The 16,701-nt window shown below is 62.4% G+C and carries 17 protein-coding genes, 1 tRNA gene and 1 pseudogene; 7 read left to right on the top strand and 12 right to left on the bottom strand.

Features of this window, described 5'->3' with window-relative positions:
• Positions 1–17: 17 nt before the first annotated feature.
• From BN2475_RS04915 to rpoH, 3 genes are all read right to left on the bottom strand, one after another.
• Positions 18–1,613 (bottom strand): cytochrome ubiquinol oxidase subunit I, encoded by a 1,596-nt coding sequence (locus BN2475_RS04915; protein ID WP_094778441.1) that lies wholly within the window; start codon positions 1,611–1,613, stop codon positions 18–20.
• Positions 1,603–1,863, bottom strand: coding sequence for a cytochrome oxidase putative small subunit CydP (cydP, locus tag BN2475_RS04910; RefSeq protein WP_094778440.1), 261 nt, complete (start codon positions 1,861–1,863; stop codon positions 1,603–1,605). The genes BN2475_RS04915 and cydP overlap by 11 nt, the downstream gene beginning before the upstream one ends.
• 359 nt (positions 1,864–2,222) lie before the next feature.
• Positions 2,223–3,158 (bottom strand): RNA polymerase sigma factor RpoH, encoded by a 936-nt coding sequence (gene rpoH / locus BN2475_RS04905; RefSeq protein ID WP_094778439.1) that lies wholly within the window; start codon positions 3,156–3,158, stop codon positions 2,223–2,225.
• Positions 3,159–3,515: 357 nt separating this feature from the next.
• Here rpoH and BN2475_RS04900 point away from each other — a divergent pair, with 357 nt between their 5' ends.
• Positions 3,516–4,079, top strand: coding sequence for an acyloxyacyl hydrolase (locus BN2475_RS04900; protein ID WP_094778438.1), 564 nt, complete (start codon positions 3,516–3,518; stop codon positions 4,077–4,079).
• A 45-nt stretch (positions 4,080–4,124) separates the two neighbouring features.
• A complete protein-coding gene (locus BN2475_RS04895) occupies positions 4,125–4,511 on the top strand; it encodes a nuclear transport factor 2 family protein (RefSeq protein ID WP_094778437.1) in 387 nt (128 codons plus the stop codon).
• A gap of 226 nt (positions 4,512–4,737) precedes the next feature.
• Here the strand turns inward: BN2475_RS04895 and BN2475_RS04890 are convergent.
• A pseudogene (locus tag BN2475_RS04890) lies at positions 4,738–5,721 on the bottom strand (2-isopropylmalate synthase); the annotation flags it as partial.
• A gap of 487 nt (positions 5,722–6,208) precedes the next feature.
• Positions 6,209–7,177 carry a DNA-binding protein YbiB gene (ybiB, locus tag BN2475_RS04885; RefSeq protein WP_094778436.1) on the bottom strand — a complete coding sequence of 323 codons (969 nt, stop codon included), beginning with the start codon at positions 7,175–7,177 and terminating at the stop codon, positions 6,209–6,211.
• Positions 7,178–7,415: 238 nt separating this feature from the next.
• On the opposite strand from ybiB, the gene BN2475_RS04880 reads away from it, so the two are divergent.
• Together BN2475_RS04880 and maiA are read left to right on the top strand one after the other, a co-directional pair.
• Positions 7,416–8,114, top strand: a complete 699-nt coding sequence (locus BN2475_RS04880; protein ID WP_094778552.1) for a fumarylacetoacetate hydrolase family protein — start codon at positions 7,416–7,418, stop codon at positions 8,112–8,114.
• A 29-nt stretch (positions 8,115–8,143) separates the two neighbouring features.
• Positions 8,144–8,788, top strand: a complete 645-nt coding sequence (maiA, locus tag BN2475_RS04875) for a maleylacetoacetate isomerase (RefSeq protein ID WP_094778551.1) — start codon at positions 8,144–8,146, stop codon at positions 8,786–8,788.
• Between the two features lie 128 nt (positions 8,789–8,916).
• On the opposite strand, the gene ftsY is transcribed toward maiA, so the two are convergent.
• A complete protein-coding gene (gene ftsY / locus BN2475_RS04870) occupies positions 8,917–10,092 on the bottom strand; it encodes a signal recognition particle-docking protein FtsY (RefSeq protein WP_094778550.1) in 1,176 nt (391 codons plus the stop codon).
• Positions 10,093–10,331: 239 nt separating this feature from the next.
• On the opposite strand from ftsY, the gene rsmD reads away from it, so the two are divergent.
• The 3 genes from rsmD to BN2475_RS04855 all read left to right on the top strand — a co-directional run bounded on the left by rsmD (position 10,332) and on the right by BN2475_RS04855 (position 11,895).
• Positions 10,332–10,946 carry a 16S rRNA (guanine(966)-N(2))-methyltransferase RsmD gene (gene rsmD, locus BN2475_RS04865; RefSeq protein WP_094778435.1) on the top strand — a complete coding sequence of 205 codons (615 nt, stop codon included), beginning with the start codon at positions 10,332–10,334 and terminating at the stop codon, positions 10,944–10,946.
• Positions 10,947–11,058: 112 nt separating this feature from the next.
• Positions 11,059–11,574, top strand: a complete 516-nt coding sequence (gene coaD / locus BN2475_RS04860) for a pantetheine-phosphate adenylyltransferase (RefSeq protein ID WP_094778434.1) — start codon at positions 11,059–11,061, stop codon at positions 11,572–11,574.
• Positions 11,575–11,637: 63 nt separating this feature from the next.
• Complete coding sequence (locus BN2475_RS04855; RefSeq protein ID WP_064266587.1) at positions 11,638–11,895, top strand: YfhL family 4Fe-4S dicluster ferredoxin; 258 nt, start codon at positions 11,638–11,640, stop codon at positions 11,893–11,895.
• Positions 11,896–11,976: 81 nt separating this feature from the next.
• Here BN2475_RS04855 and hisC read toward each other — a convergent pair whose 3' ends face one another.
• The 6 genes from hisC to ispE all read right to left on the bottom strand — a co-directional run bounded on the left by hisC (position 11,977) and on the right by ispE (position 16,665).
• Positions 11,977–13,056, bottom strand: a complete 1,080-nt coding sequence (gene hisC, locus BN2475_RS04850; protein WP_094778433.1) for a histidinol-phosphate transaminase — start codon at positions 13,054–13,056, stop codon at positions 11,977–11,979.
• A gap of 65 nt (positions 13,057–13,121) precedes the next feature.
• Positions 13,122–13,724 carry an aminoacyl-tRNA hydrolase gene (gene pth, locus BN2475_RS04845; protein WP_094778549.1) on the bottom strand — a complete coding sequence of 201 codons (603 nt, stop codon included), beginning with the start codon at positions 13,722–13,724 and terminating at the stop codon, positions 13,122–13,124.
• Between the two features lie 148 nt (positions 13,725–13,872).
• The gene (locus BN2475_RS04840) at positions 13,873–14,487 is read right to left on the bottom strand and encodes a 50S ribosomal protein L25/general stress protein Ctc (protein WP_094778432.1); all 615 of its coding nucleotides are present in this window, start codon (positions 14,485–14,487) and stop codon (positions 13,873–13,875) included.
• A gap of 163 nt (positions 14,488–14,650) precedes the next feature.
• The gene (locus tag BN2475_RS04835; protein WP_074285517.1) at positions 14,651–15,607 is read right to left on the bottom strand and encodes a ribose-phosphate pyrophosphokinase; all 957 of its coding nucleotides are present in this window, start codon (positions 15,605–15,607) and stop codon (positions 14,651–14,653) included.
• 47 nt (positions 15,608–15,654) lie between these two features.
• Positions 15,655–15,731: transfer RNA gene (locus BN2475_RS04830), tRNA-Gln, on the bottom strand.
• A 52-nt stretch (positions 15,732–15,783) separates the two neighbouring features.
• Positions 15,784–16,665, bottom strand: a complete 882-nt coding sequence (gene ispE, locus BN2475_RS04825; RefSeq protein WP_094778431.1) for a 4-(cytidine 5'-diphospho)-2-C-methyl-D-erythritol kinase — start codon at positions 16,663–16,665, stop codon at positions 15,784–15,786.
• Positions 16,666–16,701: the final 36 nt, after the last annotated feature.

The following is a 16,701-nucleotide window of genomic DNA, read 5'->3' as shown; positions in this document are numbered from 1 at the left end:
AACAAAATGGCGGCGCGTCATGCTGCCGTGTTGGGCGACAGCGGCTGGGTCAGCGGCGGCTGTAGTTCGTGGTGATAGCGGCCCGTGTGCAGCGACGATGGGCCAAGCCGCGCGTACTTGAACATCAGCATGATCTCGATGATGAACAGCACCGTGTAGAACAGCACGAAGCCGCCGATACTCAGATACAGGTCGCGGGGCGTCAGATTCGAAGCGGCCAGGCTGGTCGGCAGAATGCCGGCGATGCTCCACGGTTGGCGGCCCATTTCAGCGACGATCCAGCCGAGTTCAGCCGCGAGCCACGGCAACGGAATCGCCCATACGGCCCAACGCAGGAACCAGCGGCGGCGTTCCAGCAGCAGCGAGCGTTGCGCGCAGAACCAGAACGCCAGTACGAACGTGCCAAGAAACAGCAGGCCGAGGCCGACCATGAGACGGAACGAGAAGAACAGCGGCGCGACCGGCGGGATCGTCCGCCTGGCCGCCTGGGCAATCTGGTCCGGCGTGGCGTCGGTGACGCTCGCGGTGAACTGCTTGAGCAACAGGGCGTAGCCGAGATCGTCCTTGTGGGCCTCGAAGGCGGCGTGCGCTTCGTCGGTGGCGTCGCCTTCCTTGAGCTTTTGCAGCGCGCTGTAGGCCAGCATGCCGCTCTTGACGCGCACTTCGTTTTGCGCAATCAGCTCGCGCAGACCGACCACGGGTTCGTCGAGCGAGCGAGTAGCGATGATGCCGAGCGCGTACGGCACCCGGATCGCGTAGTCGGTGCGCTGTTCCTGTTGATTCGGAATGCCGAAGATAGTAAACGGTGCCGGTGCAGGGGCGGTTTCCCATTCGGATTCGATTGCGGCGAGCTTCACCTGCTGAACCTCGCCAGTGCGATAACCGGATTCGTCGCCGAGTACGATCACGCACAGCGCCGACGCCAGACCAAAACCAGCGGCAATCGCGAACGAGCGCAGGGCGAACTCGGTATCGCGGCGCTTCAACAGATACCACGACGACACGCCGAGCACGAACATCGCCGCGGTCACGTAGCCGGCCGACACCGTATGGACGAACTTGACCTGCGCGACCGGATTGAACAGCACGGAAAAGATGCTGTCGAGTTCCATGCGCATGGTCTGGTAGTTGAACCGGGCGCCGACTGGATTGTTCATCCAGCCGTTGGCCACCAGAATCCACAGCGCCGACAGGTTCGAGCCGAGCGCCACGCAGAACGTGACGATCAGATGCTGCAGTTTCGAGAGCCGGTTCCAGCCGAAGAAGAACAGGCCGACGAAGGTCGACTCGAGGAAGAATGCCATCAGCCCTTCGACGGCGAGCGGCACGCCGAAGATATCGCCGACGTAATGCGAGTAGTACGCCCAGTTGGTACCGAACTGGAATTCGAGCGTGAGCCCCGTGGCGACGCCCATTGCAAAATTAATGCCGAACAGCTTGCCCCAGAACTGGGTCATGTCCTTGTAGATCTGCTTGCCGGTCATCACGTAGACGGACTCCATGATGACGAGCAACCAGGCGAGGCCGAGCGTGAGCGGCACGAACAGGAAGTGATAAAGCGCCGTGATGGCGAACTGGAGGCGCGACAGTTCTACGACTTCGCTAACGGGCATGTTGATCACCTTGAGACGAATGCGAGGCAGGCGTGGACAACAGCGCCTGCGCGACCTGTTCAGGCGGCAGCGACATGTGCTGCGCCTGCGGATGATTGAAGAACGTGTATTTGAGCACCATCAGCAGTACGAATTTGATGGCGAGGACGATGGCGATATCACGCGCCATCGTTGGACCGCGCACCCAGCCAGTGAACCGCTTGTGCCAGCGCGACCGGAGGGTGATGTTGCGATTGAGGGCTATGGTCATGATCGGTCGAAGGCGACTTCACACCGGCGAATCCGGCTAGGTCCAGGCCGCTCACGCGGTCCAGCGAGTGCACCCGATTTTAGGAGCGGAACCCGATACGCACTGATTCGGCAGTGCGGCATTGGGTCGCGAAACTTGCCGCTCTCAGTCAGTATTGCTGTCTGATTTGTGATACGTCAAGAAACGCATAGTGGCCGGGGGAGCTGACTGAGTGGGTGTCGCATGGGGTGGGCGAGCGCGAATGCGCCGCCGCATGGGCAAAACGTGGACAAAAAAATCCCCGCCGTCTTACGAGGGCGGGGATGGGTACAGACGGAGGAGCGCGCCGGGCGAACCGGCGGGCTGACGACCTTCAGGCCTTACGCATATTCGGTCAACGCGCCGCGCATCTTCTTCATTGCGCTCGCTTCGATCTGCCGGATACGCTCGGCCGACACGCCGAATTCGTCTGCCAGTTCGTGCAGTGTCGAGCCGCCCGAACCGTCGTCTTCCACCTTCAGCCAGCGTGCCTCGATGATGCGGCGGCTGCGGGCGTCCAGTGCATTCAGCGCATTTGCGATGCCGTCGCTGTGCAGCCTGTCGCGCTGACGCGAAGCCAGCACCGCAGTCGGCTCGCTGTGCGAGTCGGCCAGATAGGCAATCGGCGCGTACGACTCCTCGCCGTCTTCCACCTGGCCTTCCAGCGCAATGTCACCGCCGGACAGCCGCGTTTCCATTTCCGCGACTTCTTCGCGCTTCACGTTCAGTTCTTGCGCAAGACCGTCGATCTCGTCCGGCGTGAACGCGCCCAGACCCTGCTTGTGGCTGCGCAGGTTGAAAAACAGCTTGCGCTGCGCCTTGGTGGTGGCGACCTTCACCATCCGCCAGTTGCGCAGAATGTATTCGTGAATCTCAGCCTTGATCCAGTGCATCGCGTACGACACGAGGCGCACATTCTGCTCCGGGTCGAAGCGCTTCACAGCCTTCATCAGGCCGATATTGCCTTCCTGGATCAGATCGGCGTGCGGCAGTCCATAACCCAGATAGTTGCGCGCAATCGACACGACCAGCCGCAGGTGCGACAGGACCAGACGACGCGCGGACTCGAGGTTGTCCTGCTCGCGAAACTCGGTGGCGAACTGGCGTTCTTCTGCCGGCGTCAGCATCGGAATCCGATTGACGGCCTGGATGTAGGCGTCGATATTGCCCAGCTGACCGGGCAGCAATGAGGAATGCGAGAGCGCCAGTGCACCTGCCGGAGCGGCCTTAGCCGGCGACAGGCTCAAAGTACTCGGAAGGATCATTGCATGGCTCACGTAGGAAACTCCTTTGGAATCAGACAAAAGCGTACTCAGTAAACGACTCCAGCGGTCGATGTTAGCACTCTGAATTCCTGAGTGCTAACACTTAGAGGACGTAAGGTCATCCAAGTTCCCTAATTACTATTGAGATTCTGGTTTCAATAGCTATCTGACACACCTGCTGAGCGTCGCGAAGAGGCCGTAGAATTTACCTGCTATCGCCTTTTCCTCATAACAAATAACCGGCGTTTAGATAATTTGAAGTGATTAATTGCTGAAATTTGTAATTTTTTGCGTAATTCACCGACTTGATTTGTATATAGAATAGACGACACAGTAACGACCGGCCGGCGACCTCGTCAGGTATGTGGGATGAACAGGAAAAAGAATGGATTACCTGGTCGAGCTTGCAAAGGCGCCTTGGCTGCGGTGCTATCAGGTGCTTGTGGATTGGCTTCGGCCGACCAGTTCGGCGTGCAGGTGGCCGCCGGGGCGGGCGACGAGCACGTCAAAAAGTTCGATCTCGGCGTGGCCTGGGACCCGGGTCTGACCTGGTGGCAGATCGGCGACTGGCATTTCTCGCTGATCGGCGAGGCGCATGCAGCCTGGTGGCACACTAATGAGGGGGATGTGCACAATGACATCGGTGAAGTGGGCGTGACACCGGTCATACGTTTCATCAAGGGATCGGGATCGATCCGTCCGTTCGTCGAGGTTGGGGCAGGCATCCGGCTGCTGTCGAGCCCGCGGATTTCTTCGACCTTCACGCTCGGCACTGCGTTCCAGTTCGCCAATCTGGCGGGCGTGGGCCTGCAGTTCGGCAGCCGCCAGCAGTATCTCGCGGGCTACCGCTTCCAGCATATTTCCAACGGCGGTATCAAAGAGCCCAATCCTGGTATAAATTTCAGCCAGCTATATTTGCAATATAACTTCTGAAGACCGAGTGGCCGCGTGCGGCTCACCGGTGCGGGGGGCTGAGCAATGGCGGCAAAGATGATCGAAGCGATTCGCGGGCTCGAACGGGAGCGCTTTCGTGCGATGGTCGACGGCGACGGGCAATCGCTTGACACGCTGCTGGCCGACAACGTGAGCTATGTTCATACGAACGGCAAGCGTGAAACGAAGCGGCAGTTCATCGACGGGATTACCGGAGGGCGCCGCCGCTATCGGCAGATCGAGGTGCAGTCGCAGCATGTGCTGCCGGTCGGGCGGGAGACGTGCGTCGTCACCGGCCGAGCGCTGATCGAGATGGAAGCGAATAACGGCGCGCTGCTGTTCCCGATCGCCTACACGGCGATTCACACGCAGGAAGAAGACGGGCAATGGCGTCTGATTGCCTGGCAGGCGACCCGTTGTGCGATCGAGTGAGCCTCGTGAGCTCACGTTATCGGGCCGGTCGCGCCTCGTGAGCGCGGCGGCGGCATGAGAGTGTGGGGTACGCACTCTCGCTGAAATCTCAGGCGGCCACGTGCTGCCGCTCCTCTTCGCTGCACCCGGGACGTTGCGCCGCGTCGATGGCGGTCACCACGCCGTTCTGATCGGCATCGGCGGCGACGTCTGCCCGGCGAGCCGCGCCGGCCATTCGCATCGCTGCATCGCCCGCGTACGGATGCCTCGGATGCACCTGGATCTGATTGCAGCGCTCCACAACGCGCCGGATCGCCGCGATATCGGCGAAATCGAGCCCGCTGTCGACGCCTTGCGCGTCGAGATTCATCGCGAGCGCGACGAGATCCACATTGCCGGTGCGCTCTCCATTGCCGAACAGACATCCTTCGACGCGGTCCGCGCCCGCCAGCAGCGCCAGTTCAGCCGCGGCCAGCGCGGTGCCGCGATCGTTATGCGGATGCACCGACAGCACGATACTGTCGCGATAGCTGAGATTGCGGTCCATCCATTCGATCTGGTCGGCGAACACGTTCGGCGTCGCCGCCTCGACGCTCGCCGGCAGATTGACGATCATCTTGTGCTCGCGCGTGGGCCGCCATGTCTGCGCGACGGCGTCGCACACTTCGCGGGCGAACGGCAGCCCGGTCGTGTTGAAGGTCTCGGGCGAGTACTGGAAGGTCCAGTGCGTGCCGGGCCGTGCTTGCGCGTGCTCCTTGATGATGCGCGTGCCGTCCACCGCCAGCGCCTTGACCCCGGCCTTCGACTGATTGAAGACGATCCGGCGAAACGACGGACAGATCGCGTTGTACAGGTGCACGATTGCGCGCGGCGCGCCTTCGAGCGCGTCGAACGTGCGCGCGATCAGGTCTGCGCGCGACGGCACGAAGACCTCGATCGTCACGTCATCGGGAATGCGTTGTTCTTCGATCAGCTTGCGGACGAAATCGAAGTCGGTTTGCGAGGCCGACGGAAAACCGACCTCGATCTCCTTGAAGCCGATGCGGACCAGCATCTCGAAGAATTCGAGCTTCTGGGCGGCGTTCATTGGTTCGATCAACGCCTGGTTGCCGTCACGCAGATCGGTGCTCATCCAGACCGGTGCCTGGTTGATCGTGCGACTCGGCCATTTGCGGCCGGTCAGGCGCACAGCGGGGAAGGGACGGTATTTCTCGGCGGGATTGCGCAACATGAGGTGCCTCGTTCGTGATGTCGTATGCGAAGGGATGTGGCGTCAAGCGGGTGGCGGACTGCCACGGGTGCACGGTCCGCCAGCCGATGGCTAGCGGCAACAACGAGCGGGCACGAACGAACAGCGTCATGGTGACGACGCAAGCAGACGTGAATGATGCCCAGGCAACGTGCATTTGACCCTCGCGAATCGTGCGCTCGGTAAAGCGGACGAATGCAAACGACTACTGGTTGTGAAAAGCGACGATTGGGGGTGAAACGGAAACTGCTGAACTGCCCCGCGCGGCGCTACGCGTGACTAGCGTGACTTACGCCAGGCGTAGCGATAGGGGCCGCGCCAGGCGGCCGGAGATAATTCGGAGGGTGTTCGGAAGGGAACGCATCCGGCTAATGTATGACGGCACGAAGCGGCGTGTCAACCCGCGGCCGTCACGTTTCGTGCGACAGCCGCTGCTGCGGGAGCGCCAGGGTAGTTCGCGCGGCGCGCGTCACACTGGCGTTTTCGCGACATCCACGATCAGTTCGACCTGCCGTTCGATCGCGCTTGGCACCGGCGCTTCGCCGCGCAGCACAGCGCCGATCCACGCGGCCGTGGTCGCGGCGTCGCGCGCTTCGGGCAAGTCGACTTCCGGCGCGTCGGGCGACGAGCGCTGATGCGGCACGCGCGTTTCGCACACGCCGTCGTGCAGCCAGTCGATCTGCACCTGGCGCCGCGTGTCCGCCACCGGTTCGCCTTCGGTGCCACGCGCGAGCAGTGCGCCACCCGCGGCTGCGTCCGGATGCGTATTGAACAGCTGCGTCAGGCTATCGCGATAAGGTGGGTGCGTGTAGTTCACGAGGCGCAATCCGGCGGGCGCGAACGGCTGCAGGATCTTCACGAGCGTATGCGTCGAATTGCGCACGCCCATGCGTCGGCGCAGCGCCAGCAGGTGCGCGAGCTGCGGGGCGAGCACGTCGATCGGTGCGAAGGCGAGACGGTGCTCGGCGAGACTGTCTTCGATCTCGGCGTGCGAGCCCGCGTGTGCAATCCGCAGATGCGTGAAGATTTCAGCGCTGGTCACGCGGCCGGGATCTTCGGTGATGCCGTGCACCAGCACCGGCACGCCTTCGCGCGCCAGCAGCAGGGCCAGCAGCGGCACCAGGTTCGGCTGTTTGCGCGCGCCGTTGTAGGTGGGGATCGACACCGGCCGGAAGGCGCCGTGTGCCAACTGGACGGGTTCGAAAGACGCATGCGCGCTGGCCAGCATCGCGGCGAGTTCGTCGGCGGTTTCGCCCTTCACGCGATAGGCGAGCAGTATCGCGCCGAGTTCGAGCTCGCCTACGCGGCCGTCGAGCATGGCGGTGTACAGCGTGCGCGTATCGTCGGCGGTCAGCGCGCGGGCGCCGTTCGGGCCGCGGCCGATTTCCTTGATGAAGCGGGCGCAGGGGAAGGGGGTGTCGGTGGCGGAGTCGGTCATCAGGAGCTAGGGGACGTGGTGGCGTGCCGCGATGCAGCGGTCGCCACGCTATTCAAGGACGCTATTCAGTGTGAGTATCGCACCTATGGCGATCGCGCGAGACGATACCCCAGAGGCGCGCCTGCGGCGCCGGCGTGGCGCGCGTCTGCCAGACTGGCGCGCAGCGCGCTTTGCCGCGCGTTACACTCGACGCTTTATCGCCGCGCACGCGGCACATATCAAGAAAACGGAGAACGGCATGAGCTACGTATTTGCACCGGCACCGCAAGTGGCGGTGCCGGTCGCAGGGTCCAGCGAGCAGTTCGCGGTGCGCCGCATCTACTGTGTGGGGCGCAACTACGAGGCGCACGCACGCGAGATGGGCCACGATCCCGACCGCGAGCCGCCGTTCTTCTTCACCAAGCCGGCCGATGCTGTACTGTACGTCGCGCCCGGCGCGACTGGCGAATTTCCGTATCCGTCACAGTCCAGCAACGTTCACTTCGAAATGGAACTGGTGGCCGCGATCGGCAAGGGCGGCAAGGACATTCCCGCTGCGAGCGCGCTCGACCACGTCTACGGCTACGCGCTCGGTCTCGACATGACGCGCCGCGACCTGCAGGCCGAAGCGAAGAAGATGGGGCGTCCATGGGATACCGCGAAAGGCTTCGATCATTCGGCTCCGCTCGGCCCGATTCATCCTGCGGCGACGGTGGGCCATGTCGGCAACGGCGCGATCTGGTTGTCGGTGAATGGCGAGCGCAAGCAAAGCTCGGACGTGTCGCAGCTGATCTGGTCGGTGGCCGAGACAGTGGCCTATCTGTCGACGCTGTTCGAGCTGCAACCCGGCGATCTGATTTTCACCGGCACGCCGGAAGGCGTCGGCGCGGTGGTGCGGGGCGACCTGATGAAGGGCGGCGTGGATGGACTCGGCGAGTTGGCCGTGCGTGTCGTTTGATGGGCGGTGAGTGGGAGGCGACGGACAACATGAAGCTCTACAGCTATTTCCGCAGTTCGGCGTCATATCGCGTGCGCATTGCGCTGAACCTGAAGAACCTGCCGTATGACTACGTGCCGGTTCACCTCGTGCGCGGCGGCGGCGAGCAGTTGAAACCCGAGTACCGCAAGATCAACGTGGATGGCATCGTGCCGACTCTCGTCGACGGCAACGAGGCGATACCGCAGTCGCTCGCGATCATCGAGTATCTGGAGGAGACGCATCCCGAGCCACCGCTGTTGCCCAAGGCGCCGGCCGACCGCGCGTATGTACGGTCGGTGGCATTGCAGGTTGCGTGCGAGATTCATCCGCTGAATAACCTGCGCGTGCTGAGGTATCTGAAGCACACGTTGTGTGTCGACGACGACGCGAAAGACAGCTGGTATCGGCATTGGGTCGAAGCGGGCTTCACGACGCTCGAAGCCCATCTGGCCGGTTCCGCCCGTACCGGCAAGCTGTGTTTCGGCGATACGCCGACGTTTGCCGACGCGTGCCTGATCCCGCAGGTGTTCAACGCGCAGCGCTTCAAGGTCGACACGGCGAAGTTTCCGACGATCCAGCGCATCTACGATCACGCGATGCAGCTCGACGCGTTTGCCCATGCGGCGCCCGGTGTGCAGCCCGATGCGGAATGACGCGGCGGTTCGCCTGGCGTTCTGAGTGACGCTCTGAATGACGGGCTGAATGATGGGTTGAATAGCAAAGGGGCACTCCGCGGAGTGCCCCTTTTGCGTGGTGCGCGCGACAAACGTCGCGCCGGCGTTCAGCCGCCCAGCAACGCGTCCGAAAATTCTTCCGCGCTGAACGGCTGCAGGTCCTCAACCTTCTCGCCGACGCCGATGAAGTACACCGGAATCGGACGCTGCCGCGCAATCGCGGCGAGAATGCCGCCCTTCGCGGTGCCGTCGAGCTTGGTGACGACGAGGCCGGTGAGGCCTAACGCATCGTCAAACGCCTTCACTTGCGTGAGGGCGTTCTGGCCAGTGTTCGCATCGATCACCAGCAGCACCTCGTGCGGCGCGCCGTCTTGCGCCTTGCCGATCACGCGCTTCACCTTGCGCAGCTCTTCCATCAGATGCAGCTGGGTCGGCAGGCGGCCGGCCGTGTCCGCCATCATCACGTTGATCTTGCGCGCGCGCGCGGCGCCGACCGCGTCGAAGATCACTGCCGCCGGGTCGCCGCTCTCCTGTGCCACCACGGTCACGTTGTTGCGCTGGCCCCAGACGGCCAGCTGCTCGCGAGCGGCGGCGCGGAACGTGTCGCCCGCGGCCAGCAGCACCGATTGATCGAAACTTTGCAGATGCTTGGCGAGCTTGCCGATGCTGGTGGTTTTGCCCGCGCCGTTGACGCCGGCGATCATCATCACGAGCGGCTGCGCGCGACCGAGCATCAGCGACTTTTCCAGCGGCTTGAGCAGATCGACCAGCAGCGTGCGCAGTGCGCCCTTGACCTGCTGCGGGTCGGTGAGGCGGTCGTTGCGCACTTTTTCGCGCAGCGATTCGAGCAGGAACTCGGTCGCCTCGACGCCCGCGTCCGACATCAGCAGCGCGGTTTCGAGCTCTTCGTACAGATCCTCGTCGATCTTCGTGCCGACGAAAATGCCGGTCAGGCTCGAACTCGTCTTCGACAGACCGGTCTTCAGGCGCGTCAGCCACGAGCGCTTGGCGCTCGCATCGAGGATGGGCGGCGGGACGATTTCGACGGTTTCGAGTGTGGATTCTTCCGGTTCGGGCTCGGGCTCCGGCTGAATTTTCAACGGCGCGGCTGGCGGCGTGCCGGCGCGAACTGGAGCCGCCGGACTCGGGGCCGCAGGCGCGACAGGCGCTGCCGGTGCTCGAGCGGCCGGTTCGGGCGTCGTGACTTCCGGCGCGGTCTGCGATTCATCGGCTGCGGTATCGGACTCTTTCGAACCCTTGAATCGTTTGAAAAAGCTGAACATGATCTGGCGTAGTGAGGGCGCGCCGCTGTGCGCATCCGGTACGGGACCGGCGGGAGCGGCACGCAGCGCTGCGATGCGGGATGCAAGGCGCTGGAAGCCGCACATTTTATCAGGCGCGCCGCCGCCCGTCGTATCGGCCGAACGGCCAGGCTAGACGCACGGCGCCCTTGTGGTAACGTTGGCGCTCCAGCCCGCATGCATCGACACGGCGGGCGCATTTATCTGGTTATTGAAACTGCATGCCTCATTCCGCCTCTTCACGCGCTCAGCGCGCTTCATCCAAAGGCGGCAAGCCGCACGCGATCCGGATCATCGGCGGTGACTGGAAGCGCACGCCGTTGCCCGTGCTCGATCTCGACGGTTTGCGCCCTACGCCCGATCGGGTGCGCGAAACCCTGTTCAACTGGCTCGGTCAGCGTCTGGACGGCCAGCGCTGTCTGGACCTGTTCGCCGGCAGTGGCGGGCTGGGCTTCGAAGCGGCGTCGCGCGGCGCGGCGCGGGTGCTGATGGTGGAGCGCAACGCGCGCGCGGCCGCCCAGTTGCGCGCGAATCAGGAGCGCCTGGCGGCGCGCATGATCGAAATCGCCGAAGCAGACGGTTTGCGGCTTGCCGCGAGTCTGCCGCCAGGATCGTTCGACGTCGTGTTCCTCGATCCACCGTTCGGCGACGACCTGCTCGCCAAGGCGCTTGCGCTTGCAGCGCCGCTCGTCAGCACTGGTGGTTTTCTTTATGTGGAAACTGGCGAGGCGCTCGAACCGGAAGGCAACGAAGCGCTGACCGGCTGGGAAATCGTCCGGCAAGGGAAAGCGGCCGCTGTCCACTTTCATTTGCTGCAGCGCGAAAATGAGGAATAATGCGCGTTCTAAAACAAGCGCCGGGCGGTGGGCCGTCACGTGCGCGGTCGGTGCCAAATGCGTCGCCAGGACGCTTTGACGTGCCCTTTTGTCTGAAGAGAGGAGAAGTCTCATGGTAGTCGCCGTGTACCCGGGCACGTTCGACCCGCTGACGCGCGGTCACGAAGACCTCGTTCGGCGCGCGTCGAGCATTTTCGACACGCTGGTGGTGGGCGTCGCCGACAGCCGCAACAAGAAGCCGTTCTTTACGCTCGAAGAGCGCCTCGACATTGCTCACGAAGTGCTAGGGCACTACCCGAACGTCCGCGTGATGAGCTTCAAGGGGCTGCTGAAAGACTTCGTGCGCAGCAATAACGCGCGGGTCATCGTGCGTGGCCTGCGCGCCGTGTCGGACTTCGAGTACGAGTTCCAGATGGCGGGCATGAACCGCTATTTGCTGCCCGACGTCGAAACCATGTTCATGACGCCGTCCGATCAGTACCAGTTCATCTCGGGCACGATCGTGCGCGAAATCGCGCAGCTGCACGGCGATGTCAGCAAGTTCGTGTTTCCGTCGGTCGAAAAATGGCTGCACGAGAAGGTGGCCGCGATGGATCCGAACAACGGCGCCTCGGCGGCGCAACCGTAACAGGCGTAAACTGTCGGTTTGACGGATCAAAGCCGGCTGCGGCCGGCGTGAAGTGAGAGAAGTATGGCCTTGATGATTACCGACGAGTGCATCAATTGCGACGTATGCGAGCCCGAGTGCCCGAACGACGCGATTTCGATGGGCCCGGAAATCTACGTGATCGACCCGAAGAAATGCACCGAGTGCGTCGGCCATTTCGACGAACCGCAGTGCATCCAGGTGTGCCCGGTCGAATGCATCCCGCGCGACCCGGAACATCTCGAAACGCCCGAAGGTTTGATGGCGAAGTACCACGCGCTGCAGGCCGCGAAAGGCGCGTGAACTTCGATGCGCGAATGAACGGCGAGGCCATGGCGGTCTCGCCGTTTTATTTTGCCGCGACGCGTTGCGCCGCGCGCCGCATTACCCGACGTAAGCGCTGAAGATGTCGCGCAGCGCGTCCAGCAGAATGTCGCATTCGGCGTCGGTGCCGACTGAGATCCGCAGATGCTGGTCGATACGCGGCGCCTTGAAATGGCGCACGAAAATTTCCTTTTCCCGCAGCCGCAACACGAGCGTCGCCGCGTCGTAGCCTTCATGGCGCGCGAACAGCAGATTGGCCGCCGACGGCACCACCTCGAAGCCAAGCGCGGTCAATCCCGCAGCCAGCCGCTCGCGGCTCGCGATCACCTTGGCGCAACTGGCGCGAAACCACGCGTCGTCCTGATAGGCGGCGATGGCAGCGACTTGTGCCAGCCGGTCGAGCGGATAGGAGTTGAAGCTGTCCTTCACGCGGTTCAGCGCGTCGATCAGTTGCGGATGGCCAAACGCAAAGCCGACGCGCATGCCGGCGAGCGAACGTGACTTCGACATCGTTTGAACCACCAGCAGATTCGGATAGCGGTCGATCAGCGCGATCGCCGATTCAGCGCCGAAATCCACGTAGGCCTCGTCGATCACGACGACCGACCCGGTGTTGCGCGCCACCAGCCGCTCGATGTCGGCGAGCGGCAGAGGACGGCCAGTCGGTGCGTTCGGGTTCGGAAACAGCACACCGCCATTCGGCGTCGCGTAGTCGTCGACGTTGATGGCGAAGCTCTCGTCGAGCCTGATGGTCCGGTAGTCGACTTCGAAGAGCCGCGCGTAGGTCGGATAAAAGCTGTACGTGATGTCCGGGAACAGCAAGGGTTCGTCGTGCTTCAGCAATGCCTGGAACGTGAGGGCCAGCACTTCATCCGAGCCGTTGCCTGCAAACACCTGATCGGCGCGAATGCCGTGGTACGCAGCAACCGTTTCGCGCAGCTTGAGCGCCGTGGGATCGGGATAGCGACGCAGCGACTCGCCCGCATCGCCCAGCTCCTGGCGGATCGCATCGAGCACGCGCGGCGACGGCGGATAGGGATTCTCGTTGGTGTTCAGCTTCACCGGATGCGCGGCCACGGGCTGCTCGCCCGGCACATACGGCGTCAGACGGTGAACGATGTCACTCCAATAGCGGCTCAAGCGACTCTCCTGTCGATGGTGATGGCGATGCGGCAATACGGCGATGCTATTGCGGGCGGCGCGGATCAGGAATTGCGATGCAATTGCATCATCGCGCGTTCGAGCTCGCCCTTGATGATTTGCGGCATCACGGCAAGCGCGCGTTCAACGGACGCGTCGATCGCATCCTGCTCTTCCCGCCGCGGCGGCTTCAGCACGTAATTGGCGACGTCCGGCTTTGCGCCGGCGCGTGCGCTTTCGGGGATCAGGTCGCGCGGATGGCCAATGCCGATCCGCAGCCGCCAATACTGCTGCGACGACAGATGCGCGGTGATGTCCTTCAGGCCATTGTGGCCGCCGCTGCCGCCGCCGAGTTTCAGCTTGACGCTGCCTGGCGGCATGTCGAGCTCATCGTGCGCGGCCAGGATCTCGTCGGGAAGAATCTTGAAGAACTGCGCGACCGCCACGACCGATTGCCCGGAGCGGTTCATGTACGTCTGCGGTTCCAGCAGATGCACTTCCTCGCCGTGCAGTCGGGCCTTCGCGTAGAAGCCATGAAAGCGCCGCTCGTCGCGCAGCGTCGCACCTGCTTCGCGCGCCAGTTGATCGACCAGCCAGAAGCCGGCATTGTGGCGCGTCGCGGTGTATTCGGCGCCCGGATTGCCGAGCCCGACGATCAGCTTGATCATGTTGAGTAGGTCCATCTAGCCCGCAGCGCACGCAGCCGGGCCGAAAAAAACCGAAAAAAAACCCGCCGGGGAGAACCTCGGCGGGTCACGTCGACCGTTTCATTGAAAACGGATCGAGAGGATTGCTTGCTCGAAACCTGGCAGGCCCTTAAGCAGCCGGCGTTTCGCCTTCAGCAGCGGCTTCGCCTTCAGCGATCGCGCCAGCCGGGATCGTTGCAGATGCAACCACCGGGTTTTCTGCTTCGAGGTGAGCAACCAGCGACACGCCTGCCGGCAGCGGGATGTCTTTAGCGTGAACCGATTGACCTGCTTCGATCTTCGCCAGGTCGACTTCGATGAACTCCGGCAGCGCCGACGGCAGGCACTCGATTTCCAGGTCATTGACGACGTGCGAGATCACCGCGCTCGACAGTTTCACCGCCGGGTTGGTTTCCTGGTTCATGAAGTGCAGCGGCACCTTGGTGTGCAGCTTCTTCGTCGCGTCGACACGCTGGAAGTCCACGTGCAGCACGAGCTGACGGAACGGGTGGTATTGCACGTCACGCAGCAGAACCTGTTGCGTCTTGCCTGCCACTTCCAGGTCGAGAATCGACGAATGGAAAACTTCTTTCTTCAGCGCGTGCCACAGCGCGTTGTGGTCCAGTTCGACCAATTGCGTTTCAGCACCAGCGCCATATACGATGCCCGGGGTCTTGCCCGAGTTACGCAGGCGGCGGCTCGCACCCGTACCTTGCAAAGAACGCTCGAAAGCGACTACTTTCATGTTGAATCTCCAATGCACTGCCCGCGACCAGGCAGTAAAAACGGGGCCTGCAAGCCGTTATGGCTGAGGCCCCAGAGCTGCGGCACGAACCTTCGTTCGTTCATGCCGATTGTGCAAAAGCGCAGCGTACCGCGTGTGCGATATACCGCGCCTTCGCAAATACTTAACTTTCAGCAAACAGCGACATCACCGAATCGCCGCGGCGGATCCGCGAGAACGTTTCGGCAAGCAGGCCGGCGCTGGTCAACGAACGGATCTTTGCGCACGAGCGGGCTTCTTCTCCGAGCGGGATCGTGTCCGTGACAACGAGTTCGTCGAGTGCGGAAGCGGCGATACGCTCGCCGGCACCGCCCGACAGAACCGGGTGGGTCGCGTAAGCGAACACCTGCTTCGCGCCGCGTTCCTTCAAAACTTGTGCCGCCTTGCACAGCGTGCCTGCGGTGTCGACCATGTCGTCCATGATCACGCAGGTGCGGCCTTCGACTTCACCGATGATGTTCATCACTTCGGCAACGTTGGCCTTCGGGCGGCGCTTGTCGATGATCGCGAGATCGCAATTGAGCTGCTTGGCCAATGCCCGGGCGCGCACCACGCCGCCGACGTCCGGCGAAACGACCAGCAGGTTCTCGTAGTTCTGCTTGCGCAGATCGCCGAGCAGCACAGGCGTAGCATAGATGTTGTCGACCGGGATATCGAAGAAGCCCTGAATCTGGTCAGCGTGCAGATCCATCGTGATGATCCGCTCGACGCCGGCGATTTCCAGCATGTTCGCCACGATCTTCGCCGAGATGGCGACGCGCGCGGAACGCGGGCGACGATCTTGACGGGCATAACCGAAGTACGGGATGGCAGCGGTGATCCGGCCAGCGGATGCGCGCTTGAGCGCATCGACCATGATCATCAGTTCCATCAGATTGTCGTTTGCCGGTGCGCACGTGGATTGCAGGACAAAGACATCCTTGCCGCGCACGTTTTCCTGAATCTCGACCTGGATTTCGCCATCCGAGAAACGGCTGACCATGGCCTTGCCGAGGGGAATACCGAGAATATTGACGACTTCCTGTGCAAGCGCGGGATTGGCGTTGCCAGTAAAAACCATCAGGCCGTCATGGCTGCTCATCATGCACCTGCTTCAGGCTGGGGGGCGAGGGGTAATGCGAGAATTTTTGGCAGGGGAGAAAGGATTCGAACCTTTGCATGCCGGAATCAAAATCCGGTGCCTTAACCAGCTTGGCGACTCCCCTACACTAACTTCGAGCTCCGCCGAACGTGGAGTTTCATTCGGCGATGCAAAACTTATGACGCGAAAGTAAAGAGTGGATGTTGATCCAGACCGGCGGCCACTGCGCTGTTCCATTCGCCTGGCAGTTTGGCTTGCACCGCTTCTGCTTCAGCTTTGCTACGGAACGCTGCAAAGACACTTGCACCTGATCCGGACATCCGCGCTGGCGCGACGTTTTCAAACCATCGCAGCACTTGCGCTACTTCCGCGTACTTTCCTACGACAACCTGCTGCATGTCATTCCGGCCAAAACTCTCCGGCCATTCAGTGTTGCAGCTAAGTTCTGCAGGAAAGTCCGTAATTATGAGAGGCTTTGAATCTCTTGTCAACGCTTTTTCGGAAAAAATCGCTGCAGTCGGAACCTGAACCCTCGGCGTAACTACCAGGAAGTGACGCGGCGGCAATTGTACAACGTCTAAAGATTCTCCGACACCCTGGGCAAACGCATTTTTTCCAAAAACAAAAAACGGTACGTCCGCACCGAGCTTCAATGCCAGCGCCTGCAATTCCAGACGCGGCAAGTCGAGTTTCCACAGGCGATTCAACGCGAGCAGCGTAGTCGCCGCGTCGGAGCTGCCACCGCCGAGACCGGCGCCCATCGGCAGGCGCTTCTCGATCTCGATATCGACGCCCTCGGGCGAGCCGGAATGCGCCTTGAGCAGCGTCGCAGCGCGCACAGTGAGATCGTGTTCCGGCGGCACGTCGGCGATCTCCGTGCTGCGCGTGATGAGTCCGTCGGCGCGTCGTGTGAAGTGCAGCGTGTCGCCCCAGTCAAGCAGCTGGAAGACGGTTTGCAGCGTGTGATAGCCATCCGGCCGGCGGCCGGTGATGTGCAGGAAGAGGTTGAGTTTCGCTGGCGCGAGGCAATCGCGCAGCGAATCGGTTGTTTCAATCATGAGTCGAGGCACCATGCGCGAGGTGGCGCAAAACAG

Source organism: Paraburkholderia ribeironis, assembly GCF_900019265.1.
In the GTDB taxonomy this organism is placed as follows: domain Bacteria; phylum Pseudomonadota; class Gammaproteobacteria; order Burkholderiales; family Burkholderiaceae; genus Paraburkholderia; species Paraburkholderia ribeironis.
Note: the sequence above shows the minus strand (reverse complement) of the source record. Positions and strands in the feature narration are given on the sequence as shown.